Raw genomic sequence first — 17,048 nt, 5'->3', positions numbered from 1 at the left:
AATCCGTACGGCCCGGCCGACACCGCCACCGCGGGCGCACCATCCCCCGCCTGGCCCACAATGGGCCGGGTGAACGACCTCGATCCCCTCGCCTCCTTCGCCGCACTGCTCACCGAGGAGGGACGGGCGCTGCTCGACTCCCTGGTCGACTACGACCCGGCGAAGGAGCTGGCCACAGCCACCCGACTGCGCCGCGAGCACCCGGCGGAACTGGTCTCGGCTGCCCTCGGGCAGGCGCGCCTGCGGCAGCGCGCGGTCGCGAAGTTCGGGCCCGAGGACGCACGGCGGATGTTCTTCACGCCGAACGGCGTCGAGCAGGCGACCCGCCGCTCCGTGGCCTCGTACCGCGCCGGACGCTTCGCCTCCCTCGGCGTGCGCAGCGTGGCGGACCTGTGCAGCGGCATCGGAGGCGACGCCATCGCGCTCGCCCGCAGGGGCATCTCCGTACTGGCAGTGGACCGGGACCCGCTGACGGCCCAGGTCGCACGGGCGAACGCACAGGCGCTGGGGCTGGCCGAGCTGATCGAGGTCCGGTGCGCCGATGTCACGGAGACCGACACGGCGCCGTACGACGCGGTGTTCGTGGACCCGGCGCGGCGGGGCGGCAGGGGCAGGATCTTCGACCCCGAGGCCTACTCCCCGCCCCTGTCCTGGGCGATCGCCGCGGCTCGCACCCGCCCGCACGCGGCCCTCAAGATCGCCCCCGGCATCCCGCACGAGGCGATCCCCGAGGACGCCGAGGCGGAGTGGATCTCGGACGGCGGCGACGTGAAGGAGGCGGTGCTGTGGTTCGGCACCCGCCCCTCCACCCTCGGCGCGACCCTGCTTCCGGGCCCGCACTCCCTCACCGGCCGCGGCCTGCCCGACCCCGGCGTCAGGAAGGTCGGCCGCTATCTGTACGAGCCGGACGGCGCCGTCATCCGTGCGCATCTGGTCGCCGAGGCCGCCGAGCAGCTGGACGGCGGACTGATCGACGAGACGATCGCGTACATCACGGCGGACGAACTCCTCCCGACGCCGTACGCGACCGCGTACGAGATCACTGATGAACTCCACTTCAATCTGAAGAAGTTGAAGGCACTGCTGCGGGACCGCGGCGTCGGCGTACTCACGGTGAAAAAGCGCGGCTCGGCCGTGGAACCGGAGGAGCTGCGCCGCAAGGTGAAGCCGCACGGACCGAACGCGGCGACGGTGTTCCTGACGCGGGTGGCGGGGGCGCCAACGATGCTGATCGGGCGGCCTGCGTAGGCTTCGCCGCCGCCCTGCGCTCGCACGCGTCCGGCGCGACACAGGACTCTCTGGCCGTCTACGCCGAATTGGGCCACGCCCACATGCGGGCCCACCACCGCCCCTGAGCGCGGATCAGCGGTGCGCGCCGCCCGCTGCGGCCGTCGGTGCACCCGCGGGCAGCCGCACCGCCCACCGGTAGTGGCGCACCGCCTTCGCGACACCGAGCAGGCCCGTCAGCCACAGGATCATGCCCAGGCCCATCATCACCCCGACCTGCGCATACGTCTGTCGGCCGGGCTCTGCCTCCGCGGGGGTCACGATCGACAGCCACAGGCCCAGTGCGCACAGCAGGAACGACGGTACGAACCAGCACAGGCTCAGGCCCGGTGAGCGGAAGCGGGCGTCGGTCGTCGGGTCGCGGTCCAGGGACGACCACTTCAGGAGCCGTTCGCGTACGACCTTGTCGCGGCGGACACCCAGACCGATCACGATCCCCGTCGGCAGCAGGAACCCGGCACCCATGCACGCCAGGATCACTCCGAACATGGCGCTGAGCACATCGGGGCTTTCTTCGAAGATCTTCAGCGCCCCGCCGACCAGACCCCACCCCGCCGCGAAGCCCGCCGCCATCAGCCACAGCAGCATCAGTTGCGACGCCCCCATGCTGAGGCGGCTCAACTCGCCGATCGCCCTGGCGCGGTCCGCGAGCAGCGACGCACGGTCGGGCCAGGCCCGTACGGACTCGGGCGGCGGAGGCGGCGGGAGCGGGCGGCTGGGCATGCAGTTCCTTCACGGGGTGCGGGGAGACGTCAACTCCCCGACCGTACCGGAGCGGTGATCGCCCAGGTCAGCAGCCCGGGTCAGCCGGATTCCCGGGCCCGCTTCAGCAGGAGTTCCCGCTCCCGTGCGTTACGGGTCAAGGACGCCGCCCGCTCGAACTCCGCCCGCGCCTCGTCCGTACGCCCCACTCGCTCCAGCAGGTCGCCTCGTACGGTCGGCAGCAAGTGGTAGTCCTTCAGCGCCGGTTCGTCGGCAAGGGCGTCGACCAGCTCCAGGCCGGCCTCGGGGCCCTCGGCCATCGAGACGGCCACCGCCCGGTTCAGTTCCACGACCGGCGAGGGCATCAGAACCACCAACTGCCCGTACAGCGTGGCGATCGTCGCCCAGTCGGTGTCCTCGTATGTCACGGCCTGCGTGTGGCACGCGGCGATCGCGGCCTGGAGGGCGTACGGTCCACGGCCAGCCCGGTGCAGTGCCTCGACGCCGCGGCGGATCAGCAGGCGGTTCCACCGGGAGCGATTCTGGTCGGCGAGCAGGACGGGCTCGCCGTCCGGGCCTGTCCGGGTCGGGATACGCGAGGCCTGGAACTCCAACAGCGCGGCCAGGCCGTGCACTTCGGGCTCCTTCGGCATCAGACCCTGCAGCACCCGGGCCAGCCGCAGCGCGTCCTCGCAGAGCGCCGGCCGTACGAGGTCGTCGCCGGCCGTGGCCGAGTACCCCTCGTTGAAGACGAGATAGATGACCTCGAGCACCGAACCGAGGCGCTCGGCGCGGTCGGAGCCGTACGGGACCTCGAAGGGGACGCCCGCCTTCGCCAGGGACCGCTTCGCGCGGACGATGCGCTGGGCGACCGCGGGCTCGCCGGCCAGGAACGCGCGAGCGATCTCCTCGGTGGTCAGGCCTCCGAGGAGCTTGAGCGTGAGTGCGATCCGGGCGTCCGTCGACAGCACCGGGTGGCACGCGGTGAAGATCAGCCGCAGCAGGTCGTCGTCGATGTCGTCGGGACCCGACGGCTCGGGCGGCGCCGCTACGTCCTCCAGGTCCCGTCCGACCTCGGCAAGCTTGCGGGCGTACGTCTCCTTGCGGCGGACGAGATCGATCGCCCGGTGTTTGGCGGTGGCCATGAGCCAGGCGCCCGGCCTGTCCGGGACACCCGACTCCGGCCACTGCTCCAGCGCGGCGACCAGAGCGTCCTGCGCGAGCTCCTCGGCGATGCCCACGTCCCGCACGATGCGGGTGACACCGGCGATGATCCGCGCCGACTCGATCCTGAATACCGCTTCGACCGTTTCGGTCGCGCTTGCTGCCGTCACGGCCACCCATCAGAGCAGCCGTACCGGGGCGCGGCAAGCGCGGCCCGATCAGCCCTCGGCGATCTCGCGGACCTCGCAGGTCACCGACCACTGCTTCGGGTGGATCTCCAGGAAGCGCTTGGCCCATTCGAGGGCCTCCGCCTTGTCCTTGCACTGCATGATGGCGTAGCCGCCGATCACTTCCTTGCTCTCGGTGAAGGGCCCGTCCGTGTACGACAGCTTGCCGCCGGTCCAGGTCACGCGGGTGCCGTCGGAGGTCGGGGCGAGGCCGGCCGTGTCCAGCATGACCCCGGCCTTGGTGATCTCCTCCAGCAGCTTGCCCATGCGCTCGTTGAAGTCCTCGGGGAAGTCCTCCCCGGCGAGCTCGTTCTCGTTGACACGGACCATCGACAGGAAGCGCGGCATGGTGACTCCTCGGTTCGGGAGAGCGGGGCCGTTCCCCGCCTCTCACTCATGCGTCGAACAGGAGACGGCCGGATCGACAGCCTCCCCGGAATTCTTCCGGGATTTTTGCCGGCGGGCACCGGTACGGCCACCGGTGCGGGCACTGGTGCGGCCACCGGTACGGTCCGATCCGGGCCTGGCTACGGCCGCGTCTCCACCGACTCGAAACGCCAGCGGTGGACCGGCCGTGTGATCAACTGAGCGTCGGGTTCCGGGAGTTCGGGCAGTTCGGCGCCCATGTCATCCGCGTCCCACCAGGTCATGACCAGGACCCGGTCCTGCGGTGCGCGGAAGGTCTCCCGGCGCAGCGGCTCGCTCGCCAGTTCCTGGGCCCGCGCCCACTCCAGCAGCTCGGCGGCCAGGCCCTGTACCGCCCGGGCCTCCCACATCAGCGTGACGGTCACTTGTACAAGTTCTCCTTGCTGACCTCGTGCACATGGTCGTGGCCCCGACCGGGAACATGCGGCTCGGTCACCGGAAGCGACGAGTCCGCCGACAGCTCCAGGTCGGACGCCGGCCTGCCCCGCGCCACCATCTCCGCGCCCAGAGCCGCCACCATCGCGCCGTTGTCCGTGCACAGCTTCGGCCGCGGCACCCGCAGCCGGATACCGGCCCGCTCGCAGCGTTCCTGGGCCAGCGCCCGCAGCCGCGAGTTGGCGGCCACTCCCCCGCCGATCATCAGGTGGTCCACGCCCTCGTCCTGACAGGCGCGTACGGCCTTGCGGGTCAGCACATCGACGACCGCCTCCTGGAAGGACGCCGCCACATCCCGTACGGGCACCTCCTCGCCCGCGGCCCGCTTGGCCTCGATCCAGCGGGCAACCGAGGTCTTGAGCCCCGAGAAGGAGAAGTCGTACGCCGCGTCGCGCGAGCCGGTCAGTCCGCGCGGGAACGCGATCGCGGCCGGGTCTCCCTCCTTCGCAAGACGGTCGATCACCGGACCGCCGGGGAAGCCGAGGTCGAGCACCCGGGCGATCTTGTCGAAGGCCTCGCCCGCCGCGTCGTCGATCGTCGCGCCGAGCGGCCGTACGTCCGAGGTGATGTCGGGCGCGAGGAGCAGGGACGAGTGGCCGCCGCTGACCAGCAGCGCCATCGTCGGCTCGGGCAGCGGCCCGTGCTCCAGCTGGTCGACGCAGATGTGCGAGGCCAGGTGGTTCACGCCGTACAGCGGCTTGTTCAGCGCGTAGGCGTACGCCTTCGCCGCCGAGACGCCGACCAGCAGCGCGCCCGCGAGCCCCGGCCCCGCCGTCACCGCGATGCCGTCGAGGTCGCGCGCCGAGACGCCCGCCTCCTTCAGGGCGCGCTCGATGGTCGGCACCATCGCCTCCAGATGCGCGCGCGAGGCGATCTCGGGCACCACGCCGCCGAAGCGGGCGTGCGTGTCCACGCTGGAGGCGACGGCGTCCGCGAGCAGGGTCGTGCCGCGGACGATGCCGACGCCGGTCTCGTCGCAGGAGGTCTCGATGCCCAGTACGAGCGGTTCGTCAGCCATCTGTTAAGTCTCTGTTCCTTGTACGTGGAGGCGCATGACGAGGGCGTCGACATTGCCCGGCTGGTAGTAGCCGCGGCGGAATCCGATGGGCTCGAAGCCGAAGCGTTCGTACAGCTTCTGGGCCCTGGTGTTGTCCACGCGCACTTCGAGGAGCACCTCGTCGCACTCGAAGGCGGTGGCGTGCTGCAGCAGATCGGTCAGGAGCCGGGACCCGAGTCCGGTGCCCCACTGCTCGCGGGCGACAGCGATGGTCTGTACGTCACCGAGGCCTCCGGCCGCCGCGAGGCCCGCGTAGCCGACGATCTTCCCCTCGGTCTCGGCCACCACGTAGCGGCGGGTGGCCTGCGGCCCGCGCGCATGGGCGAGCTCGGACCAGAACATCCCGGCCGACCAGGCGTCCTCGGGGAAGAGCGCGTGCTCCAGCGCGAGCACGGACTCCAGGTCCCACCAGCGCATCTCACGCAGCACGACGGTGGCGGCGTCCGTCACTTGGGGGTGACCACCTTGTAGTTCTTCGGCACCTGGGCGTCGGGCCTGCGCAGATACAGCGGCAGCGGCGGCAGGAACGCCTCACCCGCTGCCAGCTTCTCGGCCGCCAGCGAGGCGAGCGCCCCGGCCGAGACATGCTCGGGCCCACGGGCGTCCGGGAAGGCCTCGGGGTAGAGCAGCGCACCGGCTCCGACGGCGGGCAGGCCCGCGAGCTGCTCGGCGATGTCGGCGGGCCGGTCGACAGACGGCTCCCCAACGCGGGCGCGCGCGGACTCGTACCGCGCCCAGTACACCTCCTTGCGGCGCGCGTCCGTCGCCACCACGAACGGCTCCTCCAGACCGGAGGCGTACGCGAGGCCGTCCAGCGTGCACAGCCCGTACACCGGCACCCCCAGCGCCGAGCCGAAGGTCGCGGCCGTCACCAGGCCGACCCGCAGTCCGGTGTACGGACCGGGCCCGACCCCGGCCACCACCGCGGTGACGGCGTCGAGTTTCAGCCCTGCCTCGGCAAGGACGCGGTCGACGGCGGGCAGCAGCAGTTCCCCATGGCGGCGCGCGTCGACGGACGAGGACTCGGCGACGACGGAGCTGCCGTCGTGGAGAGCGGCGGTGACGGCGGGCGTGGCGGTATCAACGGCGAGCAGGAGCACGCAAACAGCCTACGGCTCCGGCGGCCTGGCCACGGTGCCCCGTCCGCGCGTGCGGCTGCTGCTAACGTCACCAACGGATACGTACATCAGAAAGGTGGGCACGGTGGCACGGAGCAGCTCGGGTCTCGTGGCCGGGCTCACGGCGGCAGCGCTGGCCGTCGTCGGATTCCTCGCCTACCAGGCGTCGGCGAGCGCCCCCGACCAGTTCGGCAGTCCCGCGACACCCAGTGCGGTCCCCTCGGCGCAGGCCTCCGGCGGCACCGTGCAGAAGCCCAAGAACCCGCTGGCGGTGCCCGCGAAGTCGGGCAAGGGCGTGCGCGTGGTGTACGCGCTCGGCGAGCGGCGCGTGTGGCTGGTGGGCCGCAACGGCAAGCTGGAACGGACCTTCGCGGTCATGCCGTCGACGATCAGCCCGGTGCCCGGTGTGTACACCGTCACCTCGCGCTCGGGGAGCGTGCCCGGCTCGGACGGGGTGCGCATCGAGCATGTGGTGCGCTTCGCGAGCGTCGACAGTGTGGCGATCGGCTTCAGCGCCGCGGTGAACGGGGCGATGGCGAGCCCCGACCCGGACAAGAAGACCGGCGGCGTACGGATGAAGCGGGCGGACGGCGACGCGATGTGGAAGTTCGCGGCGATCGGCTCGAAGGTCGTCGTCGTCCCGTAGCACGGCGCCTCAAGCGTCGCCGCTGCACCCGAACGGACTACGCCGCGTCGCGGCGCGGTTCACGCTCCCCGGCGTGTTGCTCGTCGCGGGGCGGGGTGGAGACCGCGCTGGCCGCCGCACACGACGCCAGCAGATCACGCATCGACAGGGCCGACGGTGACATCGGCACCGGCGGCGCCGGCTGCTGCCGCGGCTCTGATTCGCGCTCGGATGCCGACATGGACGCCTCCTGGGGCTCCGGGGGCAGGCGTGGTTAGGTAGACCTAACCAGGTCTCAGTACCATGTGACCACGCCTGGTACGGCCCGCGCAACATTTTGCCGACGTCTTGTCGGAACGACCAACCCTTTCTGCGGGCGTCGCGCGCTCGGACCGGCCCGGTCGCGGCTCAGCCCCCCAAGGCCGCCAGATCCACCTGCGCCCAGCGGGCTCCGAAGGCGGTCAGGGTGACCTCGCGGTGCTCGTCGAGCTCCGGAGGTCCGGGGGTTGTCCCCCGGGAGGGCACAGTTCCGACCATGCGGTGGATCAGCACATGCAGCCGGTCGTCCGACAGGTCCTCGACCTTGCCGACCCCCCACTCCACGACCACCACCGACTCGGGCAGCGAGACATCGAGATCGAGGTCCTCCATCTCGTCCAGCCCGCCGCCCAGGCGGTACGCGTCCACATGGACCAGGGCAGGCCCCCCGGTCAGTGAAGGGTGGACGCGCGCGATGACAAAGGTCGGGGAAGTAACGGCGCCGCGGACCCCGAGGCCCTCGCCCAGGCCCCGGGTCAGCGTCGTCTTGCCCGCGCCGAGCTCGCCGGTGAGCATCACCAGGTCGCCGGGGCGCAGCAGCTTCGCGAGGCTGCGCCCCAGCTCCTGCATCTGCTCGGGGGACTCGACAAGGAGACGGGCGGCGGCAGACTCAGCCGCCGGGCTGTGCGGTGCTTCCATACGGGCCAACGTTAGCCGGTGCCGGGACCGCGCCGACCCGGGCCAGCAGGTCCGCCAGCCGGTCGGTGACGACCTCCGGGTGCTCCAGCATCACCAGATGCCCGGCGTCCGGCACGATCACCAGCTCCGAGTCCGGCAGCAGGTCCGCGATCGCCTCGCTGTGCGAGCTCGGCGTCACCAGATCCTTGTCACCGGCCAGTACGAGCACCGGGACCTCCAGGAAGATCTCCAGCGCCCCGGCCTTGTCGTGCTCGACGAAGGCCGGATAGAACTCCGCGACCACATCGATCGGGGTCGACTCGATGAGCCGCTCCGCGAACCGCGCGACCGCCGGGTCCACGTCCTTGGACGAGAACGAATACCGCTTGATCAGGCCCGCGAACAGATCCGCGGTGGCCCGGCGGCCCCGCTCGACCAGTTCGGCCTGGGAGCCGAGCGCCTTGAGGACGCCGGGCAGCACGCGCCGTACGGCATTCACTCCCGCCACCGGCAGCCCGTAGTTGACCTCGCCGAGCTGCCCGGACGAGGTGCCGACAAAGGCGACGCCGACGACCCGTTCCCGTACGAGCTCGGGGAACTGGTCGGCGAGCGCCATCACCGTCATCCCGCCCATGGAGTGCCCGACCAGCACCAGCGGGCCGTCGGGCGCGGCCGTGTCGATGACCGCCTTGAGGTCGCGGCCCAGCTGGTCGATGGTGACCGGAACAGCCTCCGGTCCCGACTGGGACGCGCCCCGGTCCGAGCGGCCGTGGCTGCGCTGGTCCCAGTACACCGTGCGTACGAGGCCGCGCAGGGCGGCGCGCTGGAAGTGCCAGGAGTCCTGGCTCAGGCAGTAGCCGTGACTGAAGACGACGGTGACCGGCGCGGGCATCTTGCGGCCGAAGAGCCGGCGGCGGCGCGGGGCGCCCGCCTCCGGGTCCACCTCGTCCGCCTCGTAGTAGAGCTGCGTGCCGTCGTCGGCGGTCGCCGTGCCCGGCAGGCCGCGCAGAGAGCCGTACGGCCCGGAGGCGTCCAGCGCGAGCCGGGCCTTCTTGCGCATGCCGCGGCCGACCGTGAGGCGCTCGAGTGCGACGCCTGCGGCCGCGCCCGCGGCGATCACACCTATCGCGGCGCCGGCGATGCCCGCCTTGCGCCAGTTGCCCGTCGTGGCGGCCGTCGCCGCGGCCGCCACGACGTCCCCCGTGCTGGTCTCGCTCACCGTGCCGCTCCTACTCGTCGGAGTCCTCGTTCAGGTAGACGCGCGGAACCCTCGTCCCGATGCGGGTGACGATCTCGTACGCGATGGTGCCCGCCGCCTGGGCCCAGTCCTCGGCGGTCGGCTCGCCCCGGTCGCCCGGGCCGAACAGCAGCGCTTCGGTGCCCTCGGCAACCGCCCCGCCGTCCGGTCCGAGGTCGACCACGAACTGGTCCATGGCGACCCGGCCCGCGACCCGGCGCCATTTGCCGCCCACCAGAACCGGTCCCCGGCCCGAGGCATGGCGCGGAATGCCGTCCGCGTAGCCGAGCGGGACAAGGCCGAGCGTCGTCTCCTCCGCCGTGACGTAGTGATGTCCGTAGCTGACGCCGTGACCGGCCGGGACCTGCTTGACCAGGGCCACGGACGCGGCGAGCGTCATCACGGGCCGCAGCCCGAAGTCCGCGGGCGTGCCCAGCTCGGGGCTGGGCGAGACGCCGTATATGGCGATGCCGGTCCGGACGAGGTCGAAGTGGGTCTCCGGAAGGGTCAGCGTCGCCGGGGAGTTGGCGATGTGCCGGACCTCGGGGGTGATGCCCGCCTTCTCGGCGTACGCCACCAGGTCGCGGAACAGGTCCAGCTGGGCGGTGATCGAGGGGTGCCCGGGCTCGTCGGCACAGGCGAGGTGCGACCACAGGCCGGTGACCTCGACCGTGCCCTCGGCCTCGGCGGCGAGCGCGGCGGCGACCAGCTCGGGCCAGTCGGCCGGCTGGCAGCCGTTGCGCCCGAGGCCGGTGTCGCACTTGAGATGGATCCTGGCCGGTCGCCCCGCCTCGCGGGCGGCCGCGGTGACCTCCCGAAGGGCCCACAGACCGCTCACCGACATGTCGAGATCGGCCTCGATGGCCTCGCGCCAGGGCCCGCCCGGTGTCCACAGCCAGCACATCACGCGCGCCTGGATGCCCGCCGCGCGCAGGGTGAGGGCCTCGTGGGGTGTGGCGGTGCCCAGCCAGGTGGCACCCGCTTCGAGCGCGGCCTTCGCGCAGGGCACGATGCCGTGTCCGTACGCGTCCGACTTCACCACGGCCATCAGGGCAGCACGGGGTGCGCGGGCACGGAGCGCGCGGACGTTGGCGCGCAGGGCCGCGAGGTCGATCTCGGCACGGGCTCTCAGGGGTGGTGTCTGGCTCATCGCGCCCAGTGTCTCAGAGCCGTACGACAGCGCTCGTGCAACGGTTGTGCGGTTCCTCACGACGCGGCCGCCTGCGGCGCTTTCCCTACCCGCCCTCCCCCTACGGCCTGGCGGCCGTGGGAGGTACCCCCATCCCGAACTGGGGGCAAGCCCCCAGACCCCGGACGCCCTTCTGGGGGTCCCCCCACGCCCGCAGGGCGTAGGGGGAGTGTCCTCAAACGCCGGACGGGCTAAACTTCAGCGCCGGCGTTTGAGGCGCGGGGGTCCGGGGGCAGCGCCCCCGGTCAGGCTCGTACGTCCCGCCACGCGTGCGGCAGCGCGTCCGCCACCTCGTACGACGTGATCGGCGTGCCCTCCGCCGCCGCGTGTCGCGCCGCCAGGCCGTGCAGATACGCCGCCACCGAGCCCGCGTCCCGCGCGTCCAGGCCCGTGGCCAGCAGCGAGCCCGCCAAGCCGGAGAGGACGTCGCCGCTTCCGGCCGTGGCCAGCCAGGGCGTGCCCATCGGATTCACCCGGACCGGGGTCCGGCCCCCGTCCGGCGCGGCGACCAGGGTGGTCGAGCCCTTGAGCAGCACCGTCGCCCCGTAGCGCGCGGCCAGTTCCCGTGCGGAAGCGAGCCGCGCGGACTCGACGTCCTCGCGCGGTACGCCCAGCAGCGCGGCCGCCTCGCCCGCGTGCGGGGTCAGGAGCGTGGGCGCGCTCCTGGCGCGTACCGTCACCGCGTCCAGCAGCCGCAGCCCGTCCGCGTCGACCAGCACCGGTACGTCGGAGTCCAGTACGTCCCGTACGGCATCCACCGCATCGCCCCCGTCGCCGAGACCCGGGCCGACCACCCACGCCTGCACGCGGCCCGCCTTCGACGGCGGCCCGGCGTGCACCAGGGCCTCGGGGAAGCGGGCGATCACGGCGTCGGCCGCGGGACCGACGTACCGCACGGCGCCCGCACCGCCGCGCAGTGCGCCCGCGACGGCGAGCACGGCAGCGCCCGGGTAGCGCGCGGACCCGGCGACGACGCCGACGACACCCCGTCGGTACTTGTCGCTCTCGGCGGCCGGGACCGGCAACAGCTGCGCCACATCCGCGTGTTGGAGCGCCTCGACATCGGGCACGGACGGCAGGTGGTCCTCGAGACCGATGCCGACGAGCCGCACCGTCCCCGCGTACTCCCGTGCCGGATCGATCAGCAGCGCCGGCTTGTACGTGCCGAACGTCACCGTCGCGTCCGCGCGCAGCGCCTCGCCGTGCACCTCGCCACTGTCCGCCTCGACCCCGCTCGGCAGATCGACCGCGACGACCGCCGCGTTGGACCCGCGCGCGGCCCGGATCACCGGCACAGCGTCCGGACGCAGCCCGCCGTGGCCGCCGATCCCGGTCACTCCGTCCAGCACCAGATCGGTGAAGGCCAGCACCTCGAACGGGTCGTCCGCGACCCGTCCGCCCGCACCGAGCAGCGCCGCGAGGCCGCCCTCGTGGGCGCGCGAGCCGAGCAGTACGGCCGCGACGCCCGCCCCGCGCCGTGCGAGCCGCGCCCCCGCGTACAGCGCGTCGCCGCCGTTGTCCCCGCTGCCGACGAGCAGCACGACCCTGGCTCCGTACACCCGGCCCAGCAGACCGGTGCAGGCGGCGGCCAGTCCGGCGGCCGCGCGTTGCATCAGCGCGCCCTCGGGGAGGCGGGCCATCAACTCGGCCTCGGCGGCCCGTACGGTCTCCACGCGGTAAGCGGTACGCATACGCTCAACCCTCCGCGATCACCACCGCCGACGCCACCCCCGCGTCGTGACTGAGCGACACATGCCACGAGCGCACACCGAGCTCGGCCGCCCGCGCCGCGACCGTCCCGCGCACCCGCAGCCGCGGCTGCCCGCTGTCCTCGACGTACACCTCGGCGTCGGTCCAGTGCAGTCCGCCGGGCGCGCCGAGCGCCTTGGCGACGGCCTCCTTCGCGGCGAACCGGGCCGCGAGGGAGGCGTATCCGCGCTGCTCACCGCTCGGCAGCAGCAACTCCCGCTCCAGGAAGACCCGTTCGGCCATTCCGGGCGTACGCCGCAGCGATGCGGCGAACCTGTCGATCTCGGCGACGTCGATCCCCACCCCGATGATCATTCGACGGTGACAGACTTCGCGAGGTTGCGCGGCTGGTCGACCTCGTTGCCACGCGCGGTCGCCAGCTCGCAGGCGAAGACCTGCAGCGGCACGGTGGCCACCAGCGGCTGCAGCAGCGTCGGCGTCGCCGGGATCCGGATGAGATGGTCCGCGTACGGCACGACCGTCTCGTCCCCCTCCTCCGCGATCACGATCGTCCGCGCCCCGCGCGCCCGGATCTCCTGGATATTCGAGACGATCTTGTCGTGGAGCACGGAGCGCCCGCGCGGCGACGGCACCACGACCACCACCGGCAGATCCTCCTCGATCAGCGCGATGGGCCCGTGCTTGAGCTCACCGGCCGCGAAGCCCTCCGCGTGCATGTAAGCGAGCTCCTTGAGCTTGAGCGCACCCTCCAGCGCCACCGGGTAGCCCACATGCCGTCCCAGGAACAGCACCGTGTTCTTGTCGGCGAGCGAGCGTGCCAGCTCCCGCACCGGCTCCATCGTCTCCAGGACCCTCTCGACCTCGCCGGAGATCTTTGCCAGGTCGCGGATGACGGCCTGGATCTCGTCGCCCCACTTGGTGCCGCGCAGCTGGCACAGATACAGCGCCACCAGATAACAGGCCACCAGCTGCGTCAGAAACGCCTTCGTGGAGGCGACCGCGACCTCGGGACCGGCGTGCGTGTACAGCACCGCGTCCGACTCCCGCGGGATCGTGGAGCCGTTCGTATTGCAGATGGCCAGCACGTTCGCGCCCTGCTCGCGCGCGTGCCGCACGGCCATCAGGGTGTCCATCGTCTCGCCCGACTGCGAGATCGCGATCACCAGCGTGCGCTGGTCCAGGATCGGGTCCCGGTAGCGGAACTCGCTCGCCAGCTCCACCTCGCACGGGATGCGGGTCCAGTGCTCGATGGCGTACTTGGCGATCATCCCCGCGTGGAAGGCGGTACCGCAGGCCACGATGACGACCTTGGTCGCGTCCCGCAGCACCGACACCGGGATCCGCACCTCGTCGAGGCTGAGGGAGCCCTCCACGTCGATCCGGCCCAGCAGGGTGTCGGCGACCGCCTTCGGCTGCTCGGCGATCTCCTTGAGCATGAAGTAGTCGTAACCGCCCTTCTCGGCGGCCGACGCGTCCCAGTCCACGTGGTACGTGCGCACCTGCCCGGGCGCTCCGTCGAAGTCCGTGACGGTCACACCGTCCCGGCGCAGCTCCACCACCTGGTCCTGCCCCAGCTCGATGGCCGAGCGCGTGTGCGCGATGAAGGCGGCCACGTCGGAGGCGAGGAAGGACTCGCCCTCGCCGACTCCGACGACCAGCGGGGAGTTCCGCCGGGCACCGACCACGACGTCCGGCTCGTCCGCGTGCACGGCGACCAGCGTGAACGCGCCCTGAAGCTGCCGGCACACCTGGCGCATCGATTCGGCCAGGTCGCCGCACGACGAGAAGGACTCGGCAAGCAGATGGGCCACGACCTCGGTGTCGGTCTCCGACGCCAGTTCGTGCCCTCGGTCGGTCAACTCGGCCCGCAGGGCGGCGAAGTTCTCGATGATCCCGTTGTGTACGACCGCGACGCGTCCCGCGTTGTCCAGATGAGGGTGGGCATTGGCGTCGGTGGGCCCGCCATGGGTGGCCCACCTGGTGTGCCCGATGCCGGTGGAGCCGCTCGGCAGCGGCCGGCCCACCAACTCCTTCTCCAGATTGACGAGCTTGCCCGCCTTCTTCGCCGCGGCAAGCCCGCCGTCGGCGAGTACCGCCACACCGGCCGAGTCGTAGCCCCGGTACTCGAGCCGCTTGAGGCCCGCGATGACCACATCAAGCGCCGACTGTCCGCCGACGTAACCCACGATTCCGCACATGTCGGCAGCCTACGGCCCGCGCCTGTCCCGTCCCAGACGGCAGGCGCGCACTGGCCGGGTCACGCTTTCGCCCGGTACGCCCGCATCGCCAACGGGTAGAAGACCGCGGCTATCCCGGCCGCCCACAGCAGCGACCACAGCACCGGCTCCGCGACCGGCCCGCCGAGCAGCAGACCGCGGTACGCGTCCGACAGATGCGTGACCGGGTTGACGTCGCTCCACGCCTGGAGCCAGCCGGGCATCGTCTCGACCACCACGAACGCGCTGCTGGTGAAGGTGATCGGGAAGATGATCGTGAAGGCGATTGCCTGGACCTTCTCCGCGTCGCCCGCCAGCATCCCGATCAGCACCGCGCTCCACGACACCGCCGCCGCGAAGACCACCAACAGCAGTGCGCCGAGCAGGAATCCGTCCCATCCGCCGGTGATCCTGAAACCCAGCAGCAGGCCAAGGCCGATCATCAGCAGCATCGCCCACACATGCTTGGCGAGGTCCGCGACGATCCGGCCGATGAGCGGGGCGGAGCGGGCTATCGGCAGGCTGCGCAGCCGGTCGAAAACGCCTTTGGTCAGGTCGGTGTTGAGCGCCATCGCCGTGTACATCGTCATGAACAGCGTGTTCTGGACGATGATCCCGGGCAGCGCGTACTTCAGGTACTCCTGCGGCGATCCGGCCATCTGGCCGCCCAGCACGAACGTGAAGAGGAACACGAACATGATCGGCGTGATGCTGTAGTCCACCAGCTCCAGCGGGTTGTGCTTGACCGCCACCAGGCTCCGCCAGGCCATGGTGAAGGTCTGCTGGAGCCCGGCAAGTGGCCGCACCCGGCCCGACTTGCCGATCGGAGCAGTGATCGTCGTCGCGGTCACAGCGAACTCACCGCCTTCTCGAATTCGCTCTCCTCCGCATCGGTCCCGTCCGGCTGCGCGGGCTCCGCACGGTGCCCGGTCAGCGCCAGGAAGACCTCGTCCAGCGAGGAGCGCCGCAGCGTCAGCTCGCCCACCGCTATCCCCTCGCGGTCGAGCGTGCGCACCACCGAGGGCATCAGCTGAGGGTCCTTCACCGGCGCGGTGATCGACTGTCCCTCGATCTGGGTGTGCGGACCGGCTTCCCGGGCCACCAGCGCATGTGCACGCGCCAGGTCCTGCGCCAGCACCGGCCGCACCTCGAGCACCTGGCCGCCGATCTGCGACTTGAGCTCGTCCGGGGTGCCCTCGGCGATGACCCGCCCCTTGTCGATCACCACGATGTCGTCGGCGAGCACATCCGCCTCGTTCAGATACTGCGTGGTCAGCAGGGCGGTGGCACCGTCCGCGACCAGGGCGCGCAGCATGTCCCACAGCTCGCCACGGCTCTGCGGGTCCAGGCCGGTGGTCGGCTCGTCCAGGAACAGGATGCTCGGCCGTCCGACCAGGCTGGCCGCCAGGTCCAGGCGTCGCCGCATACCGCCCGAGTACGTCTTCACCGCGCGCCCCGCCGCGTCGCTGAGCTGAAAGCGGCCCAGCAGCTCCGCCGCCCGCCCCTTTGCCTCGCCCCTCGGCAGACCGAGCAGGCGACCGATCAGCAGCAGATTCTCGGTACCGGTGAGGTTCTCGTCCACGGCGGCGTACTGCCCGGTCAGGCCGACGAGGGAGCGCACCACACCGGCCTCCCGCACGACGTCGTGTCCGGCTACGAGGGCTCTGCCGCGGTCGGGCTGCAGCAGCGTGGCGAAGATCCGCACCGCCGTCGTCTTCCCCGCGCCATTGGGCCCGAGCAGACCCAGCACCGTGCCCGTACGGGCCGCCAGGTCCACTCCCGCCAGTGCCTCGGTCTCCTTGAACCGCTTGGCCAGGCCTTCCGCCTGAATCGCATACTTCATGGGGCCACCCCTCGGGCTTCGCGGACGTCGGCAGGCGCCCACCTTTCCCATAACTGTGACGTACGCCACTGACATTCCGGCCGGGGCCGCCAGCCCTTCGCGTGATGGATCCCACCCGCCACGCAGGCCCGGCACACCCGACAATGGCGGTGTGATCTCTTCGCCGCCACGAAGCGCCCACCGCCGGGCCGAGCCTGCGTCGACGCCGTATGTCGACCTCACCCGCGCGGAGTGGAGCGCCCTGCGCGACAAAACCCCGCTCCCCCTCACCGCCGATGAGGTCGAGCGGCTGCGCGGTCTGGGCGATGTCATCGACCTGGACGAGGTACGGGACGTCTACCTGCCCCTGTCCCGGCTGCTGAATCTGTACGTACAGGCCACAGCCGGTCTGCGGGGTGCGCTCAACACCTTCCTGGGCGACGCCGGCAACGGCCACGGCGAGCAGCGCGGCACCCCCTTCGTCATAGGCGTCGCCGGGTCCGTCGCGGTCGGCAAGTCCACCGTCGCGCGTGTCCTCCAGGCGATGCTGGCCCGCTGGCCGGAGCACCCGCGGGTCGAGCTGGTCACCACCGACGGCTTTCTGCTGCCGATGAAGGAGCTGGAGTCCCGCGGCCTGATGTCGCGCAAGGGCTTCCCCGAGTCGTACGACCGCCGTGCGCTGACCCGTTTCGTCGCCGACATCAAGGCGGGCAAGGACGAGGTCACCGCCCCCGTCTACTCCCACCTGATCTACGACATCGTTCCGGACGAGCGCCTCACGGTCCGCCGCCCCGACATCCTGATCGTCGAGGGCCTCAACGTCCTCCAGCCGGCCCTGCCCGGCAAGGACGGCCGCACCCGCGTCGGTCTCGCCGACTACTTCGACTTCAGTGTACG

19 protein-coding genes are annotated in these 17,048 nt (G+C 71.7%); 3 read left to right on the top strand and 16 right to left on the bottom strand.

The genetic code is table 11. The features are described from left to right. Positions 1 to 60 precede the first annotated feature (60 nt). On the top strand, positions 61 to 1,248 hold the full coding sequence (locus OOK40_RS26155; protein WP_266487639.1) for a methyltransferase domain-containing protein: 1,188 nt from the start codon (positions 61 to 63) through the stop codon (positions 1,246 to 1,248). Between the two features lie 114 nt (positions 1,249 to 1,362). Here the strand turns inward: OOK40_RS26155 and OOK40_RS26150 are convergent, their stop codons facing one another. The 7 genes from OOK40_RS26150 to tsaB all read right to left on the bottom strand — a co-directional run bounded on the left by OOK40_RS26150 (position 1,363) and on the right by tsaB (position 6,398). Continuing rightward, on the bottom strand, positions 1,363 to 2,010 hold the full coding sequence (locus OOK40_RS26150) for a hypothetical protein (RefSeq protein WP_266486649.1): 648 nt from the start codon (positions 2,008 to 2,010) through the stop codon (positions 1,363 to 1,365). An 80-nt stretch (positions 2,011 to 2,090) separates the two neighbouring features. Beyond that, on the bottom strand, positions 2,091 to 3,323 hold the full coding sequence (locus tag OOK40_RS26145) for an RNA polymerase sigma factor (RefSeq protein ID WP_266486648.1): 1,233 nt from the start codon (positions 3,321 to 3,323) through the stop codon (positions 2,091 to 2,093). A gap of 48 nt (positions 3,324 to 3,371) precedes the next feature. Then, on the bottom strand, positions 3,372 to 3,728 hold the full coding sequence (locus tag OOK40_RS26140; protein WP_266486646.1) for a YciI family protein: 357 nt from the start codon (positions 3,726 to 3,728) through the stop codon (positions 3,372 to 3,374). Between the two features lie 179 nt (positions 3,729 to 3,907). Further along, positions 3,908 to 4,171, bottom strand: a complete 264-nt coding sequence (locus OOK40_RS26135; RefSeq protein ID WP_266486645.1) for a hypothetical protein — start codon at positions 4,169 to 4,171, stop codon at positions 3,908 to 3,910. After that, positions 4,168 to 5,259, bottom strand: coding sequence for a tRNA (adenosine(37)-N6)-threonylcarbamoyltransferase complex transferase subunit TsaD (tsaD, locus tag OOK40_RS26130; protein WP_266486644.1), 1,092 nt, complete (start codon positions 5,257 to 5,259; stop codon positions 4,168 to 4,170). Before tsaD ends, OOK40_RS26135 begins: the two co-directional genes overlap by 4 nt. Positions 5,260 to 5,262: 3 nt before the next feature. After that, complete coding sequence (rimI, locus tag OOK40_RS26125; protein ID WP_266487637.1) at positions 5,263 to 5,715, bottom strand: ribosomal protein S18-alanine N-acetyltransferase; 453 nt, start codon at positions 5,713 to 5,715, stop codon at positions 5,263 to 5,265. Between the two features lie 29 nt (positions 5,716 to 5,744). Beyond that, complete coding sequence (tsaB, locus tag OOK40_RS26120) at positions 5,745 to 6,398, bottom strand: tRNA (adenosine(37)-N6)-threonylcarbamoyltransferase complex dimerization subunit type 1 TsaB (RefSeq protein WP_266486642.1); 654 nt, start codon at positions 6,396 to 6,398, stop codon at positions 5,745 to 5,747. 103 nt (positions 6,399 to 6,501) lie between these two features. On the opposite strand from tsaB, the gene OOK40_RS26115 reads away from it, so the two are divergent. Further along, on the top strand, positions 6,502 to 7,062 hold the full coding sequence (locus OOK40_RS26115; protein ID WP_266486640.1) for a L,D-transpeptidase: 561 nt from the start codon (positions 6,502 to 6,504) through the stop codon (positions 7,060 to 7,062). Positions 7,063 to 7,099: 37 nt separating this feature from the next. Here OOK40_RS26115 and OOK40_RS26110 read toward each other — a convergent pair whose 3' ends face one another. The 9 genes from OOK40_RS26110 to OOK40_RS26070 form a co-directional block, all read right to left on the bottom strand. Further along, a complete protein-coding gene (locus OOK40_RS26110; RefSeq protein WP_266486638.1) occupies positions 7,100 to 7,282 on the bottom strand; it encodes a hypothetical protein in 183 nt (60 codons plus the stop codon). Positions 7,283 to 7,449: 167 nt separating this feature from the next. Next, positions 7,450 to 7,998 carry a tRNA (adenosine(37)-N6)-threonylcarbamoyltransferase complex ATPase subunit type 1 TsaE gene (tsaE, locus tag OOK40_RS26105; protein WP_266486636.1) on the bottom strand — a complete coding sequence of 183 codons (549 nt, stop codon included), beginning with the start codon at positions 7,996 to 7,998 and terminating at the stop codon, positions 7,450 to 7,452. Further along, positions 7,970 to 9,196, bottom strand: coding sequence for an alpha/beta fold hydrolase (locus OOK40_RS26100; RefSeq protein ID WP_266486634.1), 1,227 nt, complete (start codon positions 9,194 to 9,196; stop codon positions 7,970 to 7,972). Before OOK40_RS26100 ends, tsaE begins: the two co-directional genes overlap by 29 nt. A gap of 10 nt (positions 9,197 to 9,206) precedes the next feature. Continuing rightward, complete coding sequence (alr, locus tag OOK40_RS26095; protein WP_266486632.1) at positions 9,207 to 10,364, bottom strand: alanine racemase; 1,158 nt, start codon at positions 10,362 to 10,364, stop codon at positions 9,207 to 9,209. Positions 10,365 to 10,648: 284 nt separating this feature from the next. Continuing rightward, on the bottom strand, positions 10,649 to 12,094 hold the full coding sequence (locus tag OOK40_RS26090) for an NAD(P)H-hydrate dehydratase (RefSeq protein WP_266486631.1): 1,446 nt from the start codon (positions 12,092 to 12,094) through the stop codon (positions 10,649 to 10,651). A 4-nt stretch (positions 12,095 to 12,098) separates the two neighbouring features. Next, positions 12,099 to 12,467: a holo-ACP synthase gene (locus OOK40_RS26085; protein ID WP_266486630.1), complete on the bottom strand. Its 369-nt coding sequence runs from the start codon at positions 12,465 to 12,467 to the stop codon at positions 12,099 to 12,101. Further along, positions 12,464 to 14,311, bottom strand: a complete 1,848-nt coding sequence (glmS, locus tag OOK40_RS26080; RefSeq protein WP_266486629.1) for a glutamine--fructose-6-phosphate transaminase (isomerizing) — start codon at positions 14,309 to 14,311, stop codon at positions 12,464 to 12,466. The genes OOK40_RS26085 and glmS overlap by 4 nt, the downstream gene beginning before the upstream one ends. A gap of 59 nt (positions 14,312 to 14,370) precedes the next feature. After that, positions 14,371 to 15,180, bottom strand: coding sequence for an ABC transporter permease (locus OOK40_RS26075; RefSeq protein WP_266486628.1), 810 nt, complete (start codon positions 15,178 to 15,180; stop codon positions 14,371 to 14,373). Further along, positions 15,177 to 16,172, bottom strand: a complete 996-nt coding sequence (locus OOK40_RS26070; protein ID WP_266486626.1) for an ATP-binding cassette domain-containing protein — start codon at positions 16,170 to 16,172, stop codon at positions 15,177 to 15,179. Before OOK40_RS26070 ends, OOK40_RS26075 begins: the two co-directional genes overlap by 4 nt. Positions 16,173 to 16,323: 151 nt before the next feature. Between OOK40_RS26070 and coaA the strand changes: the two genes are divergently transcribed. Next, positions 16,324 to 17,048 (top strand): type I pantothenate kinase (gene coaA, locus OOK40_RS26065; RefSeq protein ID WP_266486621.1); only part of this gene is annotated, 725 nt, incomplete at its 3' end.

This window comes from Streptomyces sp. NBC_01481, assembly GCF_026339995.1.
GTDB lineage: Bacteria > Actinomycetota > Actinomycetes > Streptomycetales > Streptomycetaceae > Streptomyces.
The sequence above is the reverse complement of the archived record's forward strand: the minus strand, read 5'-3'. Positions and strand labels throughout refer to the sequence as shown.